This window comes from Aquitalea sp. FG25 (assembly GCF_057809375.1).
The window spans coordinates 116,666-136,695 of record NZ_JBMDJV010000015.1; the positions used below are offsets into that span (position 1 = coordinate 116,666).

General features: G+C 57.9%; 18 protein-coding genes. 14 read left to right on the forward strand and 4 right to left on the reverse strand.

Annotation, left to right across the window (positions count from 1 at the left end):
* Positions 1–291: 291 nt before the first annotated feature.
* Positions 292–1,143 carry a prolipoprotein diacylglyceryl transferase gene (lgt, locus tag ACODR9_RS14625; protein WP_488810139.1) on the reverse strand — a complete coding sequence of 284 codons (852 nt, stop codon included), beginning with the start codon at positions 1,141–1,143 and terminating at the stop codon, positions 292–294.
* 197 nt (positions 1,144–1,340) lie between these two features.
* Here lgt and ilvD point away from each other — a divergent pair, with 197 nt between their 5' ends.
* From ilvD to ACODR9_RS14670, 9 genes are all read left to right on the forward strand, one after another.
* A complete protein-coding gene (gene ilvD / locus ACODR9_RS14630) occupies positions 1,341–3,194 on the forward strand; it encodes a dihydroxy-acid dehydratase (RefSeq protein ID WP_488810140.1) in 1,854 nt (617 codons plus the stop codon).
* 81 nt (positions 3,195–3,275) lie between these two features.
* Positions 3,276–3,662: a nuclear transport factor 2 family protein gene (locus tag ACODR9_RS14635; protein WP_488810142.1), complete on the forward strand. Its 387-nt coding sequence runs from the start codon at positions 3,276–3,278 to the stop codon at positions 3,660–3,662.
* Positions 3,663–3,686: 24 nt separating this feature from the next.
* Positions 3,687–4,325 (forward strand): glutathione transferase, encoded by a 639-nt coding sequence (gene yfcF / locus ACODR9_RS14640; RefSeq protein WP_488810143.1) that lies wholly within the window; start codon positions 3,687–3,689, stop codon positions 4,323–4,325.
* 760 nt (positions 4,326–5,085) lie between these two features.
* Complete coding sequence (locus ACODR9_RS14645; protein WP_488810144.1) at positions 5,086–6,189, forward strand: hypothetical protein; 1,104 nt, start codon at positions 5,086–5,088, stop codon at positions 6,187–6,189.
* Positions 6,190–6,309: 120 nt separating this feature from the next.
* A complete protein-coding gene (gene glyA, locus ACODR9_RS14650; RefSeq protein ID WP_159878899.1) occupies positions 6,310–7,557 on the forward strand; it encodes a serine hydroxymethyltransferase in 1,248 nt (415 codons plus the stop codon).
* Positions 7,558–7,709: 152 nt separating this feature from the next.
* Positions 7,710–8,168, forward strand: coding sequence for a transcriptional regulator NrdR (gene nrdR / locus ACODR9_RS14655; RefSeq protein ID WP_159878897.1), 459 nt, complete (start codon positions 7,710–7,712; stop codon positions 8,166–8,168).
* A gap of 105 nt (positions 8,169–8,273) precedes the next feature.
* Positions 8,274–9,380 carry a bifunctional diaminohydroxyphosphoribosylaminopyrimidine deaminase/5-amino-6-(5-phosphoribosylamino)uracil reductase RibD gene (gene ribD / locus ACODR9_RS14660; RefSeq protein ID WP_488810145.1) on the forward strand — a complete coding sequence of 369 codons (1,107 nt, stop codon included), beginning with the start codon at positions 8,274–8,276 and terminating at the stop codon, positions 9,378–9,380.
* Positions 9,381–9,524: 144 nt separating this feature from the next.
* Positions 9,525–10,256 carry a hypothetical protein gene (locus tag ACODR9_RS14665; RefSeq protein WP_488810147.1) on the forward strand — a complete coding sequence of 244 codons (732 nt, stop codon included), beginning with the start codon at positions 9,525–9,527 and terminating at the stop codon, positions 10,254–10,256.
* Positions 10,257–10,344: 88 nt separating this feature from the next.
* Positions 10,345–11,835, forward strand: a complete 1,491-nt coding sequence (locus tag ACODR9_RS14670; RefSeq protein ID WP_488810148.1) for a carboxypeptidase M32 — start codon at positions 10,345–10,347, stop codon at positions 11,833–11,835.
* Positions 11,836–11,906: 71 nt separating this feature from the next.
* Here ACODR9_RS14670 and ACODR9_RS14675 read toward each other — a convergent pair whose 3' ends face one another.
* Positions 11,907–12,764, reverse strand: coding sequence for an HDOD domain-containing protein (locus ACODR9_RS14675; protein WP_488810150.1), 858 nt, complete (start codon positions 12,762–12,764; stop codon positions 11,907–11,909).
* Between the two features lie 142 nt (positions 12,765–12,906).
* Positions 12,907–13,779, reverse strand: a complete 873-nt coding sequence (locus ACODR9_RS14680) for an alpha/beta fold hydrolase (RefSeq protein WP_488810151.1) — start codon at positions 13,777–13,779, stop codon at positions 12,907–12,909.
* 202 nt (positions 13,780–13,981) lie between these two features.
* Here ACODR9_RS14680 and ACODR9_RS14685 point away from each other — a divergent pair, with 202 nt between their 5' ends.
* Together ACODR9_RS14685 and ACODR9_RS14690 are read left to right on the forward strand one after the other, a co-directional pair.
* Positions 13,982–14,854 (forward strand): AraC family transcriptional regulator, encoded by an 873-nt coding sequence (locus ACODR9_RS14685; RefSeq protein ID WP_488810152.1) that lies wholly within the window; start codon positions 13,982–13,984, stop codon positions 14,852–14,854.
* Between the two features lie 13 nt (positions 14,855–14,867).
* Positions 14,868–15,353, forward strand: a complete 486-nt coding sequence (locus tag ACODR9_RS14690) for an AraC family transcriptional regulator (protein ID WP_488810153.1) — start codon at positions 14,868–14,870, stop codon at positions 15,351–15,353.
* A gap of 81 nt (positions 15,354–15,434) precedes the next feature.
* Here the strand turns inward: ACODR9_RS14690 and guaB are convergent, their stop codons facing one another.
* A complete protein-coding gene (gene guaB, locus ACODR9_RS14695; protein WP_488810154.1) occupies positions 15,435–16,898 on the reverse strand; it encodes an IMP dehydrogenase in 1,464 nt (487 codons plus the stop codon).
* A gap of 133 nt (positions 16,899–17,031) precedes the next feature.
* Between guaB and ACODR9_RS14700 the strand changes: the two genes are divergently transcribed.
* Genes ACODR9_RS14700 through pgsA form a run of 3 tightly spaced genes read left to right on the forward strand, consistent with a single transcriptional unit; the run spans position 17,032 to position 19,887 of the window.
* On the forward strand, positions 17,032–17,469 hold the full coding sequence (locus ACODR9_RS14700) for a DUF4124 domain-containing protein (protein ID WP_488810155.1): 438 nt from the start codon (positions 17,032–17,034) through the stop codon (positions 17,467–17,469).
* Positions 17,470–17,473: 4 nt separating this feature from the next.
* Positions 17,474–19,279, forward strand: a complete 1,806-nt coding sequence (gene uvrC / locus ACODR9_RS14705) for an excinuclease ABC subunit UvrC (protein WP_488810156.1) — start codon at positions 17,474–17,476, stop codon at positions 19,277–19,279.
* Positions 19,280–19,305: 26 nt separating this feature from the next.
* Positions 19,306–19,887, forward strand: coding sequence for a CDP-diacylglycerol--glycerol-3-phosphate 3-phosphatidyltransferase (gene pgsA, locus ACODR9_RS14710; protein ID WP_488810157.1), 582 nt, complete (start codon positions 19,306–19,308; stop codon positions 19,885–19,887).
* The last annotated feature ends 143 nt before the right edge of the window (positions 19,888–20,030 follow it).

The window sequence follows — 20,030 nt, forward strand, 5'->3', positions numbered from 1 at the left end:
GATTTCCTTAGCGGTGCGGGCGAAAAGCCGCAGGACCAATAAAGCAGATTGTTGACAAACCCCATCTGGCTTTCTGAAAAGAAAGCAAGGCGCCCTTGCAAGGCAAGGGCGGGGGGATTGGGACTAAACGGGAAGGCTGCGGCGGCCATCATCTAACCGAGCGGCCGGTTTTGCCGGGGCCGGTGCCATCGCACCAAATCATGTTGTCAGCAGCCTGAAAAGCCAGTCGATGACTGGCTTTCTGGATACAGCGATGGCGGCAGACAACAAGCTGCCAGCGGCAATTATAACCTAGCGTTGCTGGCGTTTGCCGAAGAATACTAGTAGTAGCACCCCAATGATGATCATCGGCAGGCTCAGCCATTGGCCCATGCTGATGGTGTAGGAGTGGCCGAAAATACCGGCATCCGGATTGCGGAAAAACTCGCTGACAAAACGCGCCAGACCGTAACCGATCAGGAATACCGCCGACACCTGGCCACGGGCGCGTGGCTTGCTGCTGTAAATCCACAGCACGGCGAACAGGACAATGCCTTCCAGCAGAAACTCATATAGCTGCGAGGGATGACGCGGCAGCGCACCGTACTGCATCAGCATGTTCAACAGGTCGGACGAAGTCTGGCCCTCTGCCAGGTCATTGGCTCTGGCGGAAGGAAAGAGCATGGCCCAGGGCAGGTCCGGGCTGGCCACCCGCCCCCACAGCTCACCATTGATGAAGTTGCCGATACGTCCGGCAGCCAGGCCCAGCGGCACCAGCGGGGCGATGAAGTCGGTCAGCTCCCAGAAACTGCGCTGCTGTTTGCGGGCAAACAAGGCCATGCCCACCAGCACGCCGAGGAAACCGCCATGGAAGGACATGCCACCCTTCCATACCATGAAGATTTCCGCCGGATGGCTAAAGTAATAGCCCGGCTCGTAAAACAAGACTTCACCCAGGCGGCCACCAATTACCACGCCCAGCACGCCATACATCAGCAGGTCGTCCAGTAGCTTGGATGTGAGGAAAGCATGGCCCTGGCGAATGCGGTAATTGCCCAGAAGCAGAAACAGGCCAAAGCCCAGCAGGTACATCAGGCCATACCAGTGAATGGCCAGCGGGCCCAGGTGGATGGCAACGGGGTCGAACTGCGGATGAACGATCATTTGTCAGGCCGGTGCGTTTGCGGTAAAAGAATATGGACGAAATTATACGGAATGCGTTCCGCCGCGTCCTGTCATTACCATGACAGATTGTGGCCAGCCCGATCCAGCGGCACCCGGGAGAGGGCAGACCTGCCTGCAACACAGGCACGGTCAGCGGCAATGCGTTCTGAAGCATCTGATCATCAAGGAAACAAGACATGCCCCAATACCGCTCCAAAACCTCCACCGCCGGCCGCAACATGGCGGGTGCCCGCGCCCTGTGGCGCGCCACCGGCATGAAAGACGAGGATTTTGGCAAACCCATTATCGCCATTGCCAATAGCTTCACCCAATTCGTGCCCGGTCATGTCCACCTGCACAATATGGGCCAGCTGGTGGCGCGTGAAATCGAACGCGCTGGCGGCGTGGCCAAGGAATTCAACACCATTGCCATCGATGACGGCATCGCCATGGGCCACGGCGGCATGCTGTACAGCCTGCCCAGCCGCGACCTGATTGCCGACAGCGTGGAATACATGGTGAATGCCCACTGTGCTGACGCGCTGGTGTGCATCTCCAACTGCGACAAGATCACCCCCGGCATGCTGATGGCCGCCATGCGCCTGAATATTCCGGTGATTTTTGTTTCCGGCGGTCCGATGGAAGCGGGCAAGGTACAGTGGGGCAACGACATCCGCAAGCTGGACCTAGTGGACGCCATGGTGGAAGCCGCCAACAGCGCCATCTCCAATGAAGACGTGGAGCGGGTAGAGCGTTCGGCCTGTCCGACTTGCGGCTCCTGCTCCGGCATGTTCACCGCCAACTCGATGAACTGTCTGACCGAAGCACTGGGCCTGTCGCTGCCGGGCAACGGCAGTCTGGTGGCTACCCATGCCGACCGCAAGGAGTTGTTCCTGCGTGCCGGTCGCCTGATCGTGGACATTACCAAGCGCTATTACGAGCAGGACGACGCCAGCGTGCTGCCGCGTGCCATCGGCACCAAGCAGGCTTTCGAAAACGCCATGAGCCTGGACGTGGCCATGGGCGGCTCCACCAATACCGTGTTGCACCTGCTGGCTGCCGCCAGCGAAGCCGGTGTTGACTTCAAGATGGCGGATATCGACCGCATCTCGCGCTCGGTGCCCTGCCTGTCCAAGGTGGCTCCGGCCACGCAGAAATATCATATGGAAGACGTGCATCGCGCCGGAGGCGTGGTGGCCATCCTGTCCGAACTGGACCGTGCCGGCCTGATCCACCGTGATGTACCCACCATCCACAGCAAGACCCTGGCCGAGGGGCTGGAGACCTGGGACATCATGCGTCATGGCGAAGACAGCGCCGCCCGCCGCTTCTATCGCGCAGCACCAGGTGGCGTACCCACCACCATCGCCTTCTCGCAGTCCATGCGCTACCCCGGCGTGGATGACGACCGTGCCGAAGGCTGCATCCGCGACAAGGCCAATGCCTACTCGCAGGACGGTGGCCTGGCGGTGTTGTACGGCAATATCGCGGAACGTGGCTGCATTGTGAAAACTGCAGGCGTAGACGATTCCATCCTCAAGTTCACTGGCCGGGCGCGTATCTTTGAAAGCCAGGACGACGCTGTTGCCGCCATTCTGGATGACAAGATCGTGGCCGGTGATGTGGTGGTGATCCGCTACGAAGGCCCCAAGGGTGGCCCCGGTATGCAGGAAATGCTCTATCCCACCAGTTATCTCAAGTCCAAGGGCTTGGGCAAGGCCTGCGCGCTGCTGACTGATGGCCGTTTCTCTGGCGGCACCTCCGGCCTGTCCATCGGCCACGTGTCGCCGGAAGCTGCCGAAGGCGGTGCCATCGGCCTGGTGGAAGAGGGCGATACCATCGAGATCGACATCCCCAACCGTGGCATTCGTTTGGCCATCAGCGATGCCGACCTGAATGCCCGTCGTAGCGCCATGGATGCGCGTGGTCGTGATGCCTGGAAGCCGGTAGGTCGCCAGCGCCCGGTCAGCGCCGCCCTGCGCGCCTACGCCGCCATGACTACCAGCGCCGACACCGGTGCGGTGCGTGATGTGACCCAGGTGGAAAAATAAGCGGGTCCACCCGTGGTAAATGAAAACGGCAGCCTTGGCTGCCGTTTTTTTGCGCTGATTGCTCACCAGAGAATATCCAACATGGCAGAGACCCTGCATTTGTCCCCTGAAGAGGTGGTCCAGCAACAGTTGGATGCCTATAACGCCCATGATCTGGACGCCTGGCTGGCTACCTATGCGGCAGATGCCTGCCAGTACCAGCACCCTGCCACTTTGCTGGCGCGTGGCCATGCCGAGATTCGCCAGCGGGCCATCGCCCGCTTCGCCGAGCCCGATCTGCATGCGCGGCTGTTACGGCGTCAAGTACTGGGGCAGGTGGTGATTGACCACGAAATGGTCAGACGTAATTTTGCCGAAGGCCCGGGCTATATCGAACTACTGTGTCTGTATACCGTGGAAGAAGGGAAGATAAGTAGCGCAAGCTTTGTCTCCGGGTCTGTGCAACTAGACCAGGCTTGTGCGGATTGATGTCACCAGCTGAGGAACTTGGCAATGAACAATACCGCTTCACTGCACCTGACTGTCGACGCACAGTATTGCAGCCCCTATGCCATGTTGGTGTATGTGGCGCTGCAGGAAAAGCAGCTGCCCTTCACCCTGTCGACCCTGGATCTGGACAGCGGGGCCAATCATGCACCGGCTTATGCAGCCAGTTCGCTGACAGCGCGCGTGCCTGCCTTGCGGCATGGGGACTTCGTGCTGAGTGAGTCCTCTGCCATCACCGAGTATCTGGACGAAGTATTTCCCGACCCGGCGCTTTATCCACAGCACCCACAGGCCAAGGCGCGGGCGCGGCAAATCCAGGCCTGGCTGCGCAGTGATTTGCTGCCCTTGCGACAAGAACGTGACACGCTGGTGGTGTTCTACCGGCCAATCGCACGCCCCTTGTCTGACGCAGCGCAGCGTGCGGCGCACAAACTGCTACGCGTGGCCGAGCAGATCCTGCAGCCGGGTTCGGACTACCTGTTTGGTGAGTGGAGCATTGTCGATGTCGATCTGGCACTGATGCTCAACCGCTTACGGTTGAATGGCGACCCCATGCCGCAGCGGCTGATGGATTACGCGGCTTTGCAATGGCAGCGGGCATCGGTGCAGCGTTGGCTGGCTTTGCCGCGACCAGCACTGAAATAAGGTGTGGCAAGACAAGACCAAGTAAAACTGTCGGGTATTTGCCACAGCCAGTCTTGACCGTGGATAAGATTTTTCTTTAGCGGTGAACTTAAATTTCAGCGGTAAGTCAGATCATTTCCGGTCACGCAAGCGCACCGGATTCCCTGATTGGCAGCGTGTTTTGGCGCTGCATTCTCTTGCTCTTCCTGCAAGACCGAACATTTCCGCATGTTCGGTTTTTCTTTTTTGTAATAATTTGAACTTGTATACAATATATGTTTGGTGTTTTGTGCTGTATTGCTCATAACCGAACATTTGCTGTTGTCATTACCTTGCCAGGTGGCAGACATGGCAGCAAAGGGGGAAATCAGTGTGGGAGAGGCGTTTGCAATAACGGGACGTTGCGATTAACAGCGCTGGATTCTTCACGGATTTCTGTAAAAAATCTTTAATAACATTGTGTTACAGGCTTTAATTTCGGTGCTTTGGCTGCGTTGGGCAAAAAAAATGCGCGGTGCCGTGAGGCCCGCGCCAAGTCTACAAAGGAGAAATAGAGGAGAAACTATCAAGAAGCAATTGCTGCATCTCAACGAGTACGGATTATCCTGATGCGGTGCGCGAGTGTCAACATCTGAATTTTCGAAAACGAAAAAATATCCGTTTTTGTCGCTAATCAGCACATGCTTATGTTTGAAAGCGAAAGTCAAGCGCTTGCTTGGTGAGTCAGCCGTGGCGGACTGTGCGACAATATGGCCTTTCCCGATTTCAGCAGGATGACATGATGTCGCAGCCGCTTCTCACTCTTCCGGACCCACGTCAGTACCACCCGCAGGTATCGATGACCAATATGCTGATCCATAACGCCTTGTCGGTGCAAAACGCCACAACCGAGGCGGATCGCGAAATGTGGTTTGTCGCCATTCGCGATGCGATGGCGCAAATGCTGCAACGTGGCGAATTGCTCTCCATTTCGGTCGCATTGGCGATGGTGCCGTCGCAGGACACTTATAAGATTGTGTGGGATGCATTACGGGCCGCAGCGGAGCAGCCAGACGGTCGCCGGGCGCATGTGTTTGCCCTGCCACTGGTGTTGGTGGCAGGCAGCAAAAACCAGGCAACGTTGCCGGCAGCTATCGCTGATGAAGATGGGCTGAATGACTTGCTACGCCAGCATGGGGTAATCAGCTCCGATGGTGATGTGCGCGTGTTTGGCCAGTTGCTGCATCCGGATACGGTGGTGGCGATGGATGCGGCCAGGCTGTATCGCCTGACCCGTGATCTGACCACTGCGGCAGATGGTGTTGGTGAGGCCTTGAACGGTGCCGCCATCACCCTGAAAGAAGAAGGCGTGTTCCTGCGCTACCTGCTGGGTGTGGCCATCCAGCCGGAAGGGGATGCCGTACCCGTGAAGCTGGGTGGCACCGTGGGTGCCTGGGGCATGCCCTTGATGAAATTCCTGGGTGAACAGCTGCACACCGATGGCGTGACGCTGTTTCCGATTGCCCGACCGCCCTTGCCGGTGATGCAAGCGCTGGTGGCCGGTAACTTTGCGCGCTTCGAAGTGGCACTGCAGGTGTTTGCCAGCAGTCAGATCCGCCGTCTGCGCGAGCTATCGAAAGACCCGGTGGCCATTTTGTCCGCCCATGACAACGGTGAGTTGCACATCACCCTGTCGGCAGAAGGTGACGAGCGCAACTGGGAAGCGTTTGTCTGGCCTTTGGCTGCCATGGACAATGTGGCACTGATTGAATCGAATTTCCGTGAGCTGATGGCCGAATGCCACGTGCGAGATGTTCATGTTCTGGCTGAGATTTACCCGGAAAGCCGTGACGGGATTCCGCTGTTCTTTACCGCAGACGACCTGTCACAGCTGAGCGGGCAATAAAGAATGTCCATGGCGTACAGCGTGTGCTTGTATCGTCAAAATAGCTTTATGTGAAAATTTTTCACCGGGCGATTCGTGTAGAATGGCCTCATCGTTAACCCTTTGATGGAAGAGTCAAAGATGTTTGCAGCTGACCAGACGATTGCCAAGTTCGACCCGGAATTGGCCGCCGCTATCAAGGCCGAGTGCCAACGCCAGGAAGATCATATTGAACTGATCGCTTCCGAAAACTATACCAGCCCCGCAGTGATGGAAGCCCAGGGCTCCCAGCTGACCAACAAGTACGCTGAAGGCTATCCGGCCAAGCGTTTTTACGGTGGCTGTGAACACGTCGACGTGGTCGAACAACTGGCCATCGACCGTGTGAAGCAGCTGTTTGGTGCCGAATACGCCAACGTGCAGCCGCACTCCGGCTCCCAGGCTAACCAGGCGGTGTACTTCTCCATCCTGAAGCCGGGCGATACCGTCATGGGCATGAACCTGGGTCACGGTGGTCACCTGACCCACGGCTCCCCGGCCAACCTGTCCGGCAAGATGTTCAACATCGTTGCCTACGGTCTGAACGAGAAGGAAGAAATCGACTACGACGACATGGAACGCGTAGCGATGGAAACCAAGCCCAAGCTGATCATCGGTGGTGCCTCCGCTTACGCGCTGCGCTTCGATTTCGAACGCATGGGCCAGATCGCCAAGAAGTGCGGTGCTTACTTCATGGTCGACATGGCGCACTACGCCGGCCTGATCGCCGCTGGTGTGTACCCGAACCCGGTGCCGTACGCCGACTTCGTGACCTCCACCACCCACAAGACCCTGCGTGGTCCGCGTGGTGGCATCATTCTGGCCAAGGCCGAGTTTGAAAAGAGCATCAACAGCAATGTATTCCCCACCCTGCAGGGCGGCCCGCTGATGCACGTGATTGCCGGCAAGGCCATCGCTTTCAAAGAAGCGCTGCAACCGGAATTCAAGGTATATCAGGAGCAAGTGCTGAAGAACGCCGACGCCATGGCCCGTGCCCTGGCAGAACGTGGTCTGCGCATCATCTCCGGTCGTACCGAAAGCCACGTCTTCCTGGTGGACCTGCGTCCGAAGGGCCTGACCGGCAAGGCTGCCGATGCACTGCTGGGCCGTGGTCACATCACCGTTAACAAGAACGCCATTCCGAATGACCCGGAAAGCCCGTTCGTGACTTCCGGCATCCGTATTGGCTCTCCGGCCATCACTACCCGTGGCTTCAAGGAAGCCGAGGCCGTGATGGTTGCCAACCTGGTTGCCGACGTGCTGGATAACCCGAACGACGATGCCGCCATCGCTCGCGTGGCCGAACAGGCTACCGCGCTGTGCCATCGTTTCCCGGTTTACGCCAAGTAAGCGGAATATCGCTGAATAAAAAAGGCAGCCTGCGGGCTGCCTTTTTTATTGTCTGCGTCAAATCAACATGGCTTTACGATGGCAGGCATTAACCTGCGTTGTCTTTGCTGATACCATCAGTGCTTATCAAAAAAACACTGGATTGACACGTCATGAAATGTCCTTTCTGTGGCAATGCCGATACGCAGGTGATTGACTCCCGCGTAAGCGAAGACGGTGCCAGCATCCGTCGCCGTCGCCGTTGCCTGGCCTGTGAAAAGCGCTTCACGACATTTGAGACTGCTGATGTGCGCATGCCGCAGGTAGTCAAGTCTGGTGGCCATCGTTCCGAATTCGAGATCGAAAAGGTGCGTACCAGCTTTCTGCGTGCCCTGCACAAGCGCCCGGTACCCACGGCGCTGGTGGATGACGCCATCGACCGCATCTGCCATCGCCTGTTGCAACTGGGTGAGCGTGAAGTGTCCAGCAGGCAGATTGGTGAAATGGTGATGAACGAACTGGCCAAGCTGGATAAAGTGGCTTACGTGCGTTTTGCCTCGGTCTATCGCAGCTTCCAGGATATTTCCGAGTTCTCGGATGCGATCAAGGAAATACAGAAGTCCAATCATTGAATCTAGGCCGTCGCCCGGCATACGCCGGGCGTGGCTTGCTTATCAGAGGCTGCCCCCCAACGTGGGTTGGCATGGCCACTATTCATTCCGCTGGAAGGCTTGTTGATGTCGTTGTTTTCTCCGCAAGACCATGTATTCATGCAGCAGGCATTGCGCCTGGCCGAAGCCGCCACCCGTAGGGCGGCACCCAATCCCGGCGTTGGATGTGTACTGGTCCGAGATGGCCGGGTGATCGGCGAAGGTGCCACGCTGCAGGTTGGTGGAGATCATGCCGAAATACAGGCTATCAAGGATTGCCTTGCCCGTGGCGATAGCCCGCGTGGTGCCACAGCCTATGTCACACTGGAGCCTTGCAGTCATCATGGCCGCACCCCGCCTTGTGCCGAGCGGCTGATCAAGGAAGAAGTATCACGCGTGGTAGCCGCCATGGTGGACCCCTATCATGAGGTGGCAGGGCGTGGTCTGGCCATGCTGCGTGCCGCAGGCATCGATGCCAGTGCCGGGCTGCTGGAGAGCGAGGCCCGGCGCGTACATCGCGGTTTTCTGTCGCGGGTGGAGCGGCAGCGCCCCTGGGTAACGCTCAAGGCCGCCGCCACGCTGGATGGCAAGACCGCCTTGCTCAATGGCAAGAGCCAGTGGATTACCGGCCCGGCGGCTCGCCACGACGTTCAGAAGCTGCGTGCGCGCAGCTGCGCTATTCTGACCGGCAGCGGGACGGTGCTGGTGGATAATCCGCAATTGACGGTACGTGATTTCATCCTGCCGCAGCAGCCCTTGCGGGTTGTGCTGGACAGTCGGCTGGTAACGCCACCGGATCGACGCATTTTTCATGGTGGCAATACTCTGCTGGTGACCAGTATTGCCGATCAGGCGCGCCATCAGCCTTATTTGCAGCGTGGCGCAGAGTTGATGGTTCTGCCAGAGGATGCCGGACACGCCAATCTGCCCATGCTGATGCAACGACTGGCTGAGCGCGGTGTCAATGAACTGATGATTGAAGCGGGTGCCGGGCTGAATGGTGCCCTGGTGCGTGCCGGACTGGTGGATGAGGCCATTCTGTATCTGGCCCCGTCCCTGGTCGGCAGTACCGCGCAAGGGCTGTTTGCCTGGCCGGCGCTGGAAGATCTGGCAGACAAGCAGCAGGTCAAAATCCAGGATGTGCGGATGGTGGGGGCGGACATCCGTATCAGCATGAACTTTGCCATGCCGTGAGCTTGTATCCGGCGTAAAGCAGCAGGCGGTAATTCGTCTGGCCGAACTGCTGTTCATGTTCCACAATGAAACTGGTTTCCCCTGGCTGCGCTCTGCAGGCTGGAGGGCAACATCGGCAATGGCCGACATCGCGAGTAAAAGCTAATGACTGAGTCGGTATCATCTCTTCCCGGCATGGACATGAGTGCCCTGCAACAGGCGCTGGATGCGTATCTGCGCCTTATCCTGCGGCAAGGTGCGGTCGAGCAGGTGCTGGATGAGCGGCGTCAGTTGCTTGATCGCCTGCTGCCCATGCTGGATGGTGTCTCGCGTGATGCCCAGTCATTTCGGCGCGTGGTGGAACGCTTCGTCAATGATTGCGTGGTGGTCGATCGCGTGACGGCACTGACTTGCGCGCGCGAATTCTATTATTTCTGGCTGGGCGATGTGAAAAAGCTGGTGGAAATCACTGCCCGCTCAGGCTTTACCACCCGTAATGTGCGGCTGGAAATGGCCGACTCGCTGGCCTCCCTGCTGGAGAGAATGCGGCGGCAGGGTTTTGATGTTTTTCCACCCTCGCTAGAAATCTACCTGGGCAAGCTGTTTGAGGATGGCATGCCCGAAGCCGACATCCAGGAGCGCGAGTATCTGCTCAAGGGCATGTTGTTCCTGTTGTCCGGCCAACCTTACCGGCCAGATAGTTTCCGCATGGTGGTGGATGCCATGCTGTTGCATCTGAATGATGCGCAGAACCAGAAAGCCTTTGTTCAACTGGCGCGGGAATATTTCTACTATTGGCTGTCTTTTCCGCCTGCGCACGAACGTATCCATCTGGCGGAAGAGGCTGCCCAGCCCATCAGCCTGTTGCAGCCGGGCAGTACTACCCGCCAACACTAAAGCGGCGGCCACCGCCGTCGGTTTTGGTCCGGCTGGCATTGCCACTGCTGGCCTACATCTCATTTACTTGTTTCGTTCAGGAGTCCGCATGTCGCAATCACCGGCGTATGCATCGCTGCTTGCCCGTTTTACCCGCCTGCACCGTTTTGCCCATCTGGCAGCCATGGCTGGCTGGGATCAGGCCACCATGATGCCACCCAAGGGCAATGAGGCCAGGGCAGCGGCCCAGGCAGAGCTGGAAGTGCTGATGCATGCCACGCTGACCGATCCGAAGCTGGCGCAAGCCTTGCAAGATGCAGAACAGGAAAACCTCAGCGCGGCCGAAGTGGCCAGCCTGCGGGAAATGCGGCGGGAGTGGCAGCAGGCCAATCTGCTGCCCGCCGATCTGGTTGAAGCCCAGGCCCTGGCTGGGGCGCGCTGTGAACATGCCTGGCGTGAACAGCGTGCCGGCAACGATTGGCAGGGCTTCCTGGAAAATTTCCGCGAAGTGGTACAGCTGTCCCGGCGTGAGGCCCAGCTGCTGGCATCTGCCCAGGGATGTTCGCCCTACGATGCCCTGATGAATAAATACGAGCCCGGCATGCAAAGTGCTGACATCGACCGTATCTTCGGCGCAGTCAAGCAATGGTTGCCAGGCCTGATCTCCCAGGTAATGGCCAAGCAGGCAAAGGAAACACTTGTCCTGCCGCAGGGCAGCTTTCCGGTAGAGCAGCAACGCCAGCTTGGTTTGGCGGTCATGGCTTTGCTGGGATTCGATTTTGATGCTGGTCGGCTGGATGTCAGCGTACATCCCTTCTGCGGTGGCGTACCGGAAGATGTGCGCATTACCACCCGCTACCGGGAAGATGACTTCATGCAAAGCCTGATGGGCATCATTCATGAAACCGGTCATGCCCGTTACGAGCAGGGCCTGCCACGCGACATGCTGCATCTGCCGGTAGGGCGTGCCCGCTCCATGGGAATTCATGAAAGCCAGAGTCTGTCCTTCGAGATGCAACTGGGGCGCAATCCCGCTTTCCTGTCGCTGATTTCACCGCTAATCAGCGAGCATCTGGGCGCACAGCCTGCCTTTGCTGCCGATAATCTTGCCCGGCTGTACAGCCGTGTCCATCCGGGCTTCATCCGGGTGGATGCGGATGAATTATGCTATCCGGCCCACGTCATCCTGCGCTATGAAATTGAAAAGGCGCTGATTGAAGGCGAGATCGAGGCTGAGGACATTCCTGCGCTGTGGGATGAGAAAATGCAGGCGTATCTAGGTGTGGATACACGTGGCAATTACCGGCAGGGCTGCCTGCAGGATATTCACTGGACCGATGGCAGCTTTGGCTACTTCCCCAGCTACACGCTAGGAGCGATGTATGCGGCACAGTACTTTGCCGTCATGCGCCGCAACATGCCCGATCTGGATCAGCGCATTGCGGCAGGAGATCTGTCCGCTGTGTTCGGCTGGCTGGACAAGAATATCTGGAGCCAGGCCAGCCGCTACCCAACTGCCGAGCTGGTCACGCGCGCTTGTGGAGAGGAATTGAATCCAGATTATTTCCGTGCGCATCTGCAGGCGCGTTATCTGGGTTGATTGGCTCACCCTGGCGAGCAAAAAAAACCGCGTGGATGTCACGCGGTTTTTTTATGTGATTCCGTAAGCGGCTACACGGTGGCGGCAAGCTGCTGATGCATGGCATCCCGCCAGTCTTCAAACTCCACATCCGACATGCCCAGGTAATTGAGTACCTCGTCTTTGCGGGCATCCCAGCCAGCATCTTCCTTGCCCGGTGTCAGTGTGCGCCACACATGGCGCGCCGCTCTGGTGACGGCAACCATCATGCGGCCATCATGATCCAGCGGTGCATCAGGTCCGGTGGCCATGACCGTGTCGTCATTCTGCATCAGGATGGCTTTGGCAAAGTTCTCCGGCATGTTCCAGCTACGGGCAACCAGATAGCCGACGACATCATGGCGGGTGCCGTGCAGCTCCTGCTCCACCAGCCCAATGCGATCATCACTGGCCATTTCCACCAGCCGCAAGGTACGGATATAGCCAGGAAAGCGCATCAGCATGATGGCCATGCCACAGCTGTGAAACAGGGCAAAGCTTTGGCAGTCATCCGGGACATGCACGATCTGGTCGCACAGTGCGGCGCTGATTGCGGCAATTTGCAATGTGTTATCCCAGAACTGCTCTAGCGCCGGCGGTGTTTCTGCAGTCAGCTGGGTACGCAATACCAGACCGCTGACCAGGCTGATTACATTTTTCACCCCCAGCAGGCTGATGGCCTGATGGATGGAGGTAATGTGGCGCCCGCGACCGAGAATGGGCGTGTTGGCTGCCTTGAGCATGGCAACGCACAGGGCGAGGTCTTCGCTGATAATGTCGTCCAGCTTTTGCAGCGTGACATCGGGGTCATTACGCAGTTTCGACAGCTTGTCCAGCACATCCGGACGCGGGGGGATAACCAAATTTTTCAGGAGTTCGTCACGCTCGTCGGTACTGATCAGTGGCGTCATGCTGGATGCTATCAGGAGATGATTTCCGTTTATTTTATCAGCCTTCCAGCCCATCGTTAGGCCATCTTAATACGCGATCCGATAAATTTTGATCATACGCAAGCGGGTATGGACCGGGTCTTCAATCGGGCTTGGTTTCAGCTTAAATCAGGAAATGCTGAATCACCTCTGCCAGCGCGGTGGGCTGCTCCCACTGGATCATGTGGCCTGCATCGGCAACCACGGTTTCTTGCAGCTGGGCAAAGCAGGCGCGGCGTTCTGGCAGGGTGTCTACTACCCCCTTGGCCATGGGGTGGTCCCACATGTCTCCCCCCATCACCCACTGGACGGGTGCGGTGATGCGCTGCCAGCAGCTCTTGGCCTCCTCCAGGCGGTACAGTACCGGGTTCACCATTTTATGGCGCGGATCGGCCCGATACACCAACTCACCATCCGGCGTGCTGCGGGTGAGCGTAGCGGCCAGCCATAGGGCGCGCTGTCTGTCCAGTCTGGGGTTGCGTTCAATCAGTTTGTCCGCAACATTTTCTAGGCTGCCCAAGCCGTTGAACACCGGTGCCGTTCTACGCTCGCGTAGCCAGCGTGCATAGCGCCCCGGTGCTTCTGCTGGGCGCGTGGCACTCAGGCCAAAGCCTTCCACCAGTGACAGACGTTCAATCCGCTCCGGGCGCACACCGGCATAGATGCCGGCAATCATCGCACCCATGCTGTGCCCCAGCAGCCGGACCGGCTGCGTGGGAGAAAGATGGTGCAACAGGGCATCCAGATCGGCCAGGTAATCGGGGAAGTAATAGCTGCCCAGATTCCAGCTGCTATCGCCAAAGCCACGCCAGTCGGGTGCTACCACATGCCAGTTTCCGGGCAGGGCATCGACCAGAAACTGAAACGTGGCCGCGCTATCCATCCAGCCGTGCAGCATAAGCAGTAAGGGAGCCGAAGCCTCGCCCCAGTGGCGCAAATGGTAGTGGTGCTGGTTTAAGGTGATGAATTCGCTACGGCTGTGCTGAACAGGGGGCATGGCTGGCTAATCGTCTGGGGTGGGAAGGGGATTAGTGTACGGAAAAATCAGCGTGTGCTCAGCATAAACAGTCAGCCAAGGGGGCGATTGCCAGCATGGCAGGGGAGGGCAAGAAGATGCCTTCGGGCGAAATGTGCATCGTACTGATGAGGCAGGCTAGAATCGCAAAATTGATCAATGCATCTCACCTAGACTGTCCGTCATGAGCAAACCCTACCGCCAGCACGGCCCCGGCACCCTGTATTCGCAGCGCCTGATGTGCGCACTGGATTACCTGTGGCGGCATCTGGATCAACCGGTTTCACTGGAGAGGTTGGCCGAGGAGGCCTGCTTCTCGCCCTACCACTTTCATCGCCTGTTTCATGCGTTGATGGGCGAGACCTTAAGCCAGAGCCGACAGCGCATGTTGTTGCACCGTGCGGCTGGTGAGCTGGCGGCTGGCCGGCGCACCCTGCCTGGCATTGCCACCCGTGCCGGTTATGGCAGCAGTGCTGCTTTTGTGCGGGCTTTTGGCAAGCACTACGGCGAGACGCCAGGACGTTATCGTCAGCGACGCTTGCTCATTTCCGCCACTTTACAGGAGCGCGTTATGCATCAGGTCAGTATCTTGTTGTTACCTGCCGTGCCGGTATTGCAACGGCATCATCGTGGGCCGTATATGGGGATTGGACAGGCTTTTGATGCCCTGCATGCCTTAGTGGGGCCGATGCCGGCTGGCGGGGAGCCTTTGCAAGTGTTTGGCCAGTATCTGGATGATCCGGATGAGGTGGCAGCGGCTGATTTGCGCGCCATCGCCAGTGTCAGCTTGCCTGCCGGATTCTGCCTGAGCGATGCCGCGCTGGCGGCACAGGGTTTTTCCCGTGGTGAAATCCCGGCCAGCCGCTATGCTTGCCTGGAGCATGTGGGGCCGTATGCCGAGCTGAAAACAGCATGGGATCAGTTGTATCGCCACTGGCTGCCGCAAAGCGGTGAAGAACCCGCCAACTTACCTTGCCTCGAACAGTATCTGAACTCCCCTTACAACACGCCGCCCATGCAATTGCGCAGCCGTTTGCTGCTGGCCTTGCAAGATTAAACCGGAGCCCATCATGTACCAGGTAGAAATCATGCAGATCGAACAGCCGCTGCCGGTGCTGATGAAACCGCATCTGGGGCCTTACGCGGGCATTGCGGCTGCTTTTGCCGCTTTGCGTGCTTTGTTGCAGCAACATGCGTCTGGCCCGCAAGCCGTGCGGGTATTCGGTCAGTATCTGGATGACCCTGCCACGGTTGCGCCGCAGGCATTACGGGCAGCGGCCTGCCTGACCCCGCCGCCGGCTTTGTCATTGCCACGTGCCAAAGTGGAAGAACTGGGCTTCGTCTACGGAGAACTGGCTGCCGGGCGGTATGCTTGCATTGTGCATCCGGGGCCGTATCAGGGGCTGGCAGAGGCATGGAACTGGTTGCTGCAGGAATGGTTACCCGGCAGCGGCGAGCAGTACGGTCAACGGCCCTTGCTGGATGAAGCCTTGAGCGGCCCGCATGATGTGGCACCAGAGGCTTGGCGTACCCGATTACTGTTACCGCTGGCTTGAGCGATGGCCATAAAAAAGCCCGCGTCGTGTGACGCGGGCTGTTGATCGTCAAGCGGTCGTGCGACCGCTGATGACTGAGGATTAACGCGAAACGTGATAGTTCGGCGCTTCCTTGGTGATTTGTACATCATGCACATGCGATTCCTGCATGCCGGCGGAGGTGATTTCCACGAAGCCGGCTTTTTCATGCATTTCATCGATGTTGGCGCAGCCCAGGTAACCCATCGAGGAGCGCAGGCCACCCATCAGCTGATGGATGACGGCAGCGATCGGGCCCTTGTACGGTACGCGACCTTCAATGCCTTCCGGCACGAACTTGTCGGCAGCGTTGGAGCTGTCCTGGAAGTAACGGTCGGCCGAACCCTGGCTCATGGCACCCAGCGAGCCCATACCGCGGTAGGACTTGTAGGAACGGCCCTGATACAGCTCGACTTCGCCCGGGGCTTCTTCCGTACCGGCAAACATGCCACCCAGCATCACGCAATTGCCACCGGCAGCCAGTGCCTTGGAGATGTCACCGGAGAAACGGATGCCGCCGTCAGCGATCATCGGCACGCCAGTGCCTTTCAGTTCTTCGGACACATTGTGGATAGCGGTCAGTTGCGGTACGCCTACACCGGCCACGATACGGGTGGTGCAGATGGAGCCGGGGCCAATACCCACTTTCACGCCGTCAGCACCAGCTTCCACCAGTGCGCGCGCGGCAGCAGCGGTGGCGATGTTGCCGCCAATCACGTCCACCTGCGGGTAGGTTTGCTTGACCCAGCGTACGCGGTCGATCACACCCTGGCTGTGGCCGTGGGCAGTATCCACCACAATCACATCCACGCCAGCGGCCACCAGTGCAGCCACGCGCTGTTCGGTATCACCACCAGTACCCACGGCAGCGCCTACACGCAGGCGGCCCTGATTGTCCTTGTTGGCGCTCGGGTGTTCGCTGGTCTTGATGATGTCCTTGACGGTGATCAGACCCTTCAACTCCCAGGCATCGTTGATGACCAGCACGCGCTCCAGGCGATGGGTGTGCATCAGCTCGCGGGCTTCATCGATGCTGGCACCTTCCTTGACGGTAATCAGGCGCTCGCGCGGGGTCATGATGGAGCCGACGGATTGTTCCAGACGGGTTTCGAAACGCAGGTCACGGTTGGTGACAATACCCACAACCTTACCGTTTTCGATCACCGGCAGGCCGGAAATCTTGTGTTGGCGGGTCAGCAGCACCAGATCGCGCACCAGCATGTCTGGTGCAATGGTGATCGGGTCTTTCACCACGCCACTTTCGTGGCGTTTAACCTTGGACACTTCCGCAGCCTGTTTGTCGGCCGACATATTCTTGTGAATGATGCCGATACCACCTTCCTGCGCCATGGCAATGGCCAGCCCGGATTCGGTAACCGTATCCATGGCAGCAGAAACCAGCGGCAGGTTCAGCGTGATATTGCGGGAGAGTTTGGTAGAGAGGACTACGTCGCGCGGCAGAACTTCAGAATGGGCCGGGACGAGGAGAACGTCGTCGAAAGTATAGGCTTTCTCGATGATACGCATCTGGCGTTTCCTTTGCGGCAAAGCGGCATTATACCGAGACTATTGATGTGTTGCAAAAAATGCTGAGGCTTGCTTTTGCGATCAGCGTCCCGACACCGTACAATCAAGCTGTTTCAGCTTAGGACATCACACCATGAAAACCCCCGCTATTCTGAGCGTGCTTGTTGCAATTCTGCTGTCAGCCCCCGCGATGGCGGAGGTCTACCAGTATGTCGATGCCAACGGCAAGACCGTATTTTCTGATCAGCCGCCGCCGGGGGCAAAGGCTAAGCAGATGAATGTACACACTTATGCGCCGGCTTCTGCCCCCTCCAAGACCGTCAAGGGTGGGGCGGCCATTAGCGATACCGATAAGAAAAATGCCGAAATCGCGGCAGACAATGCCAAAGTAAAAGAGCAGAACAAAAAAGTTGCACAGGAAAACTGCAAGCGTGCGCGCGATAATCTAGCGTCGCTGCAACAGAATGGACGTATCCGCATGCCAGGCAGCAATGCCCTTGCCTCCGACAGCCAGCGCAGCTCCCTGCTGCAGCAAGCCCAGCAGGATGTACAAAGCTGGTGCAACCAGTGATCACATGAACCAGAACAGTTTCGATTATCAATCGGTACTGGCTACACTCCCCAATTTGCCCGGCGTTTATCGCATGTTCGATACGTCGGGCAATGTGCTTTATGTGGGCAAGGCCATCGATCTGAAAAAGCGCGTCAGTTCCTACTTTCAGAAGACTGACCACTCACCCCGCATTCAGCTCATGGTGCGGCAGATTGCCAGTATCGAAACCACCGTCACCCGCTCGGAAGCTGAAGCGTTGATCCTGGAAAACAACCTGATCAAGGCGCTGGCTCCCAAGTACAACATTCTGTTTCGGGATGACAAGTCTTATCCCTATCTGATGCTTACTGGCCATGCTTTTCCCCAGTTGGCGTATTACCGGGGTGAGCCCAAGAAGCCGCATCAGTTTTTTGGCCCTTACCCCAACAGTTATGCCGTCAGGGAAAGCATTCAGATCCTGCAAAAAGTGTTTCGTCTACGCACCTGTGAAGATGCGGTCTTTGCCAATCGCTCCCGCCCCTGTCTGCTATTCCAGATCAAGCGCTGCTCCGGCCCCTGTGTCGAACATATCAGTGCCGAGGAATACCAGGGCGATGTACAAAGTGCGGTTGCCTTTTTGCAAGGCCGGCAAAACGAACTCCTCGATATGCTTACCCAGCGCATGGAACAGGCAGCAGCACAGCTTGAATTCGAGCAGGCTGCCGAACTGCGCGACCAGATTCAGGCGCTCAGCCGCGTACAGGAAAAGCAATTCGTCTCCAGCAACGCCAGCCAGCTCGACTGCGATGTGGTGGCCGTTGCTGCTGAGGGTGGGTTGGTGTGCATTAATTTGGTGATGATTCGGGGCGGTCGCCACTTGGGAGACAAAAGCTTTTTCCCGCAAGGCACACCGTATGATGATGCCGCGTCCAATCTGGATGCCTTCCTCGCCCAGCACTACCTGGGTGCGCCCATGCCGCCAGTTATCATTGTCAATCAGGATATCTCTGCTGCACTGCGCAACTTGCTGGAAGAACAATCCGAACGCCGAGTCCATCTGGTCAGCAACCCCATCAGCGAGCGGCGGGTGTGGCTGGAAATGGCCGGAAAAAATGCCATGTTGGCCATTCAGCAGCGGCTCAGCAGCAAGGCAACCCAGCAGCACCGCGTGGCGCAGCTAAACGAAGCGCTGGGACTGGAAGGCGTAGAGCGCCTGGAGTGTTTTGATATCAGCCATACCATGGGCGAAGCCACAGTGGCATCCTGCGTTGTATACGACAAGGAAGCCATGCAGCCGGGCCAGTACCGGCGCTTTAATATTGAAACCGCCAAAGCGGGTGATGATTACGCTGCCATGCGCGAAGCACTTACCCGTCGCTACAGTCGCCTGGCGGCAGGGGAGGGGGTATTACCCGATGCGGTGTTGATTGACGGCGGCAAGGGCCAGGTCGGTGTCGCGCTAGATGTCTTTGCCGAGCTGGGGCTGACGCTGCCCATCATCGGGGTAGCCAAAGGAGAAGAGCGCAAACCCGGTCTGGAAACGCTCATCCTCCCTTATCAGCAAAAGACGCTACAATTGCGCAGTGATCATCCGGCCCTGCACCTGATACAGACAATTCGTGACGAAGCACACCGCTTTGCCATTACCGGCCACCGTGCCCGACGTGCCAAGGCACGGACTGCCTCCACGCTGGAGGACATTCCAGGCATTGGTGCCAAGCGTCGTCAACAGCTGCTGCTGCGATTTGGCGGCTTGCGCGGCGTGGTGGCTGCCGGTGTGGATGAACTGTCCCAAGTGGACGGTATCAGCCGTACGTTGGCAGAAAAGATCTATCAGGCTTTGCATTGAACGAAAACCATAAGCAGATTAACCACATGCCCTTCAATTTGCCGATCTTCCTTACCTGGCTGCGCGTTGCGCTGATACCACTGTGTGTCGCGGTTTTTTTCCTGCCGGATTCCATGTTGATGGCGACCGACCGAAATAATGTCGGTGCCATGATCTTCTTTCTCGCCGCCTGGACCGACTGGCTGGATGGATTCCTAGCGCGCAAGCTGGGCCAAACCTCCGCCTTCGGTGCCTTTCTCGATCCGGTCGCTGACAAGCTCATCGTCGCTGCGGCGCTGATCCTGCTGGTGGAAATGGGGCGCACCCCCGGTTGGATGGCCATGATCATCATTGGCCGCGAAATCACCATCTCCGCTTTGCGCGAATGGATGGCAGGCATGGGCAGCCGTGGTAGCGTGGCCGTAGCCTATATCGGCAAGCTGAAAACCGCTGCGCAGATGTTGGCGATTCTGCTGCTGCTGTATGCTGGCCCGCTTTTGCCTGGGGTCAGTACTTTGTTGTTGGGAAATATTTTCATGGTAGTCGCCGTGATTTTGACTTTGTGGTCAATGGTTTACTATCTGCGCATGGCTGCACGTGAGTTTTCCGGTAAAAAAATTGATGTGTGAAGTGTTGACAGGGTCTGAGAAACCCTTATAATTCGCACTCTCTCGACGCCACTTAGGTGGCAGACAAGAGAAGCAAACCAAGATGAATGCGGGAATAGCTCAGTTGGTAGAGCGCAACCTTGCCAAGGTTGAGGTCGCGAGTT

Coding starts and splice junctions, on each gene's coding strand:
- pgsA (WP_488810157.1), top strand. CDS start 19,306: ATGCCCTTCAATTTGCCGATCTTCCTTACCTGGCTGCGCGTTGCGCTG.
- nrdR (WP_159878897.1), top strand. CDS start 7,710: ATGAAATGTCCTTTCTGTGGCAATGCCGATACGCAGGTGATTGACTCC.
- guaB (WP_488810154.1), bottom strand. CDS start 16,898: ATGCGTATCATCGAGAAAGCCTATACTTTCGACGACGTTCTCCTCGTC.
- ilvD (WP_488810140.1), top strand. CDS start 1,341: ATGCCCCAATACCGCTCCAAAACCTCCACCGCCGGCCGCAACATGGCG.
- ACODR9_RS14700 (WP_488810155.1), top strand. CDS start 17,032: ATGAAAACCCCCGCTATTCTGAGCGTGCTTGTTGCAATTCTGCTGTCA.
- ACODR9_RS14680 (WP_488810151.1), bottom strand. CDS start 13,779: ATGCCCCCTGTTCAGCACAGCCGTAGCGAATTCATCACCTTAAACCAG.
- lgt (WP_488810139.1), bottom strand. CDS start 1,143: ATGATCGTTCATCCGCAGTTCGACCCCGTTGCCATCCACCTGGGCCCG.
- yfcF (WP_488810143.1), top strand. CDS start 3,687: ATGAACAATACCGCTTCACTGCACCTGACTGTCGACGCACAGTATTGC.
- ribD (WP_488810145.1), top strand. CDS start 8,274: ATGTCGTTGTTTTCTCCGCAAGACCATGTATTCATGCAGCAGGCATTG.
- ACODR9_RS14665 (WP_488810147.1), top strand. CDS start 9,525: ATGACTGAGTCGGTATCATCTCTTCCCGGCATGGACATGAGTGCCCTG.
- ACODR9_RS14670 (WP_488810148.1), top strand. CDS start 10,345: ATGTCGCAATCACCGGCGTATGCATCGCTGCTTGCCCGTTTTACCCGC.
- ACODR9_RS14635 (WP_488810142.1), top strand. CDS start 3,276: ATGGCAGAGACCCTGCATTTGTCCCCTGAAGAGGTGGTCCAGCAACAG.
- ACODR9_RS14675 (WP_488810150.1), bottom strand. CDS start 12,764: ATGACGCCACTGATCAGTACCGACGAGCGTGACGAACTCCTGAAAAAT.
- uvrC (WP_488810156.1), top strand. CDS start 17,474: ATGAACCAGAACAGTTTCGATTATCAATCGGTACTGGCTACACTCCCC.
- ACODR9_RS14645 (WP_488810144.1), top strand. CDS start 5,086: ATGTCGCAGCCGCTTCTCACTCTTCCGGACCCACGTCAGTACCACCCG.
- glyA (WP_159878899.1), top strand. CDS start 6,310: ATGTTTGCAGCTGACCAGACGATTGCCAAGTTCGACCCGGAATTGGCC.
- ACODR9_RS14690 (WP_488810153.1), top strand. CDS start 14,868: ATGTACCAGGTAGAAATCATGCAGATCGAACAGCCGCTGCCGGTGCTG.
- ACODR9_RS14685 (WP_488810152.1), top strand. CDS start 13,982: ATGAGCAAACCCTACCGCCAGCACGGCCCCGGCACCCTGTATTCGCAG.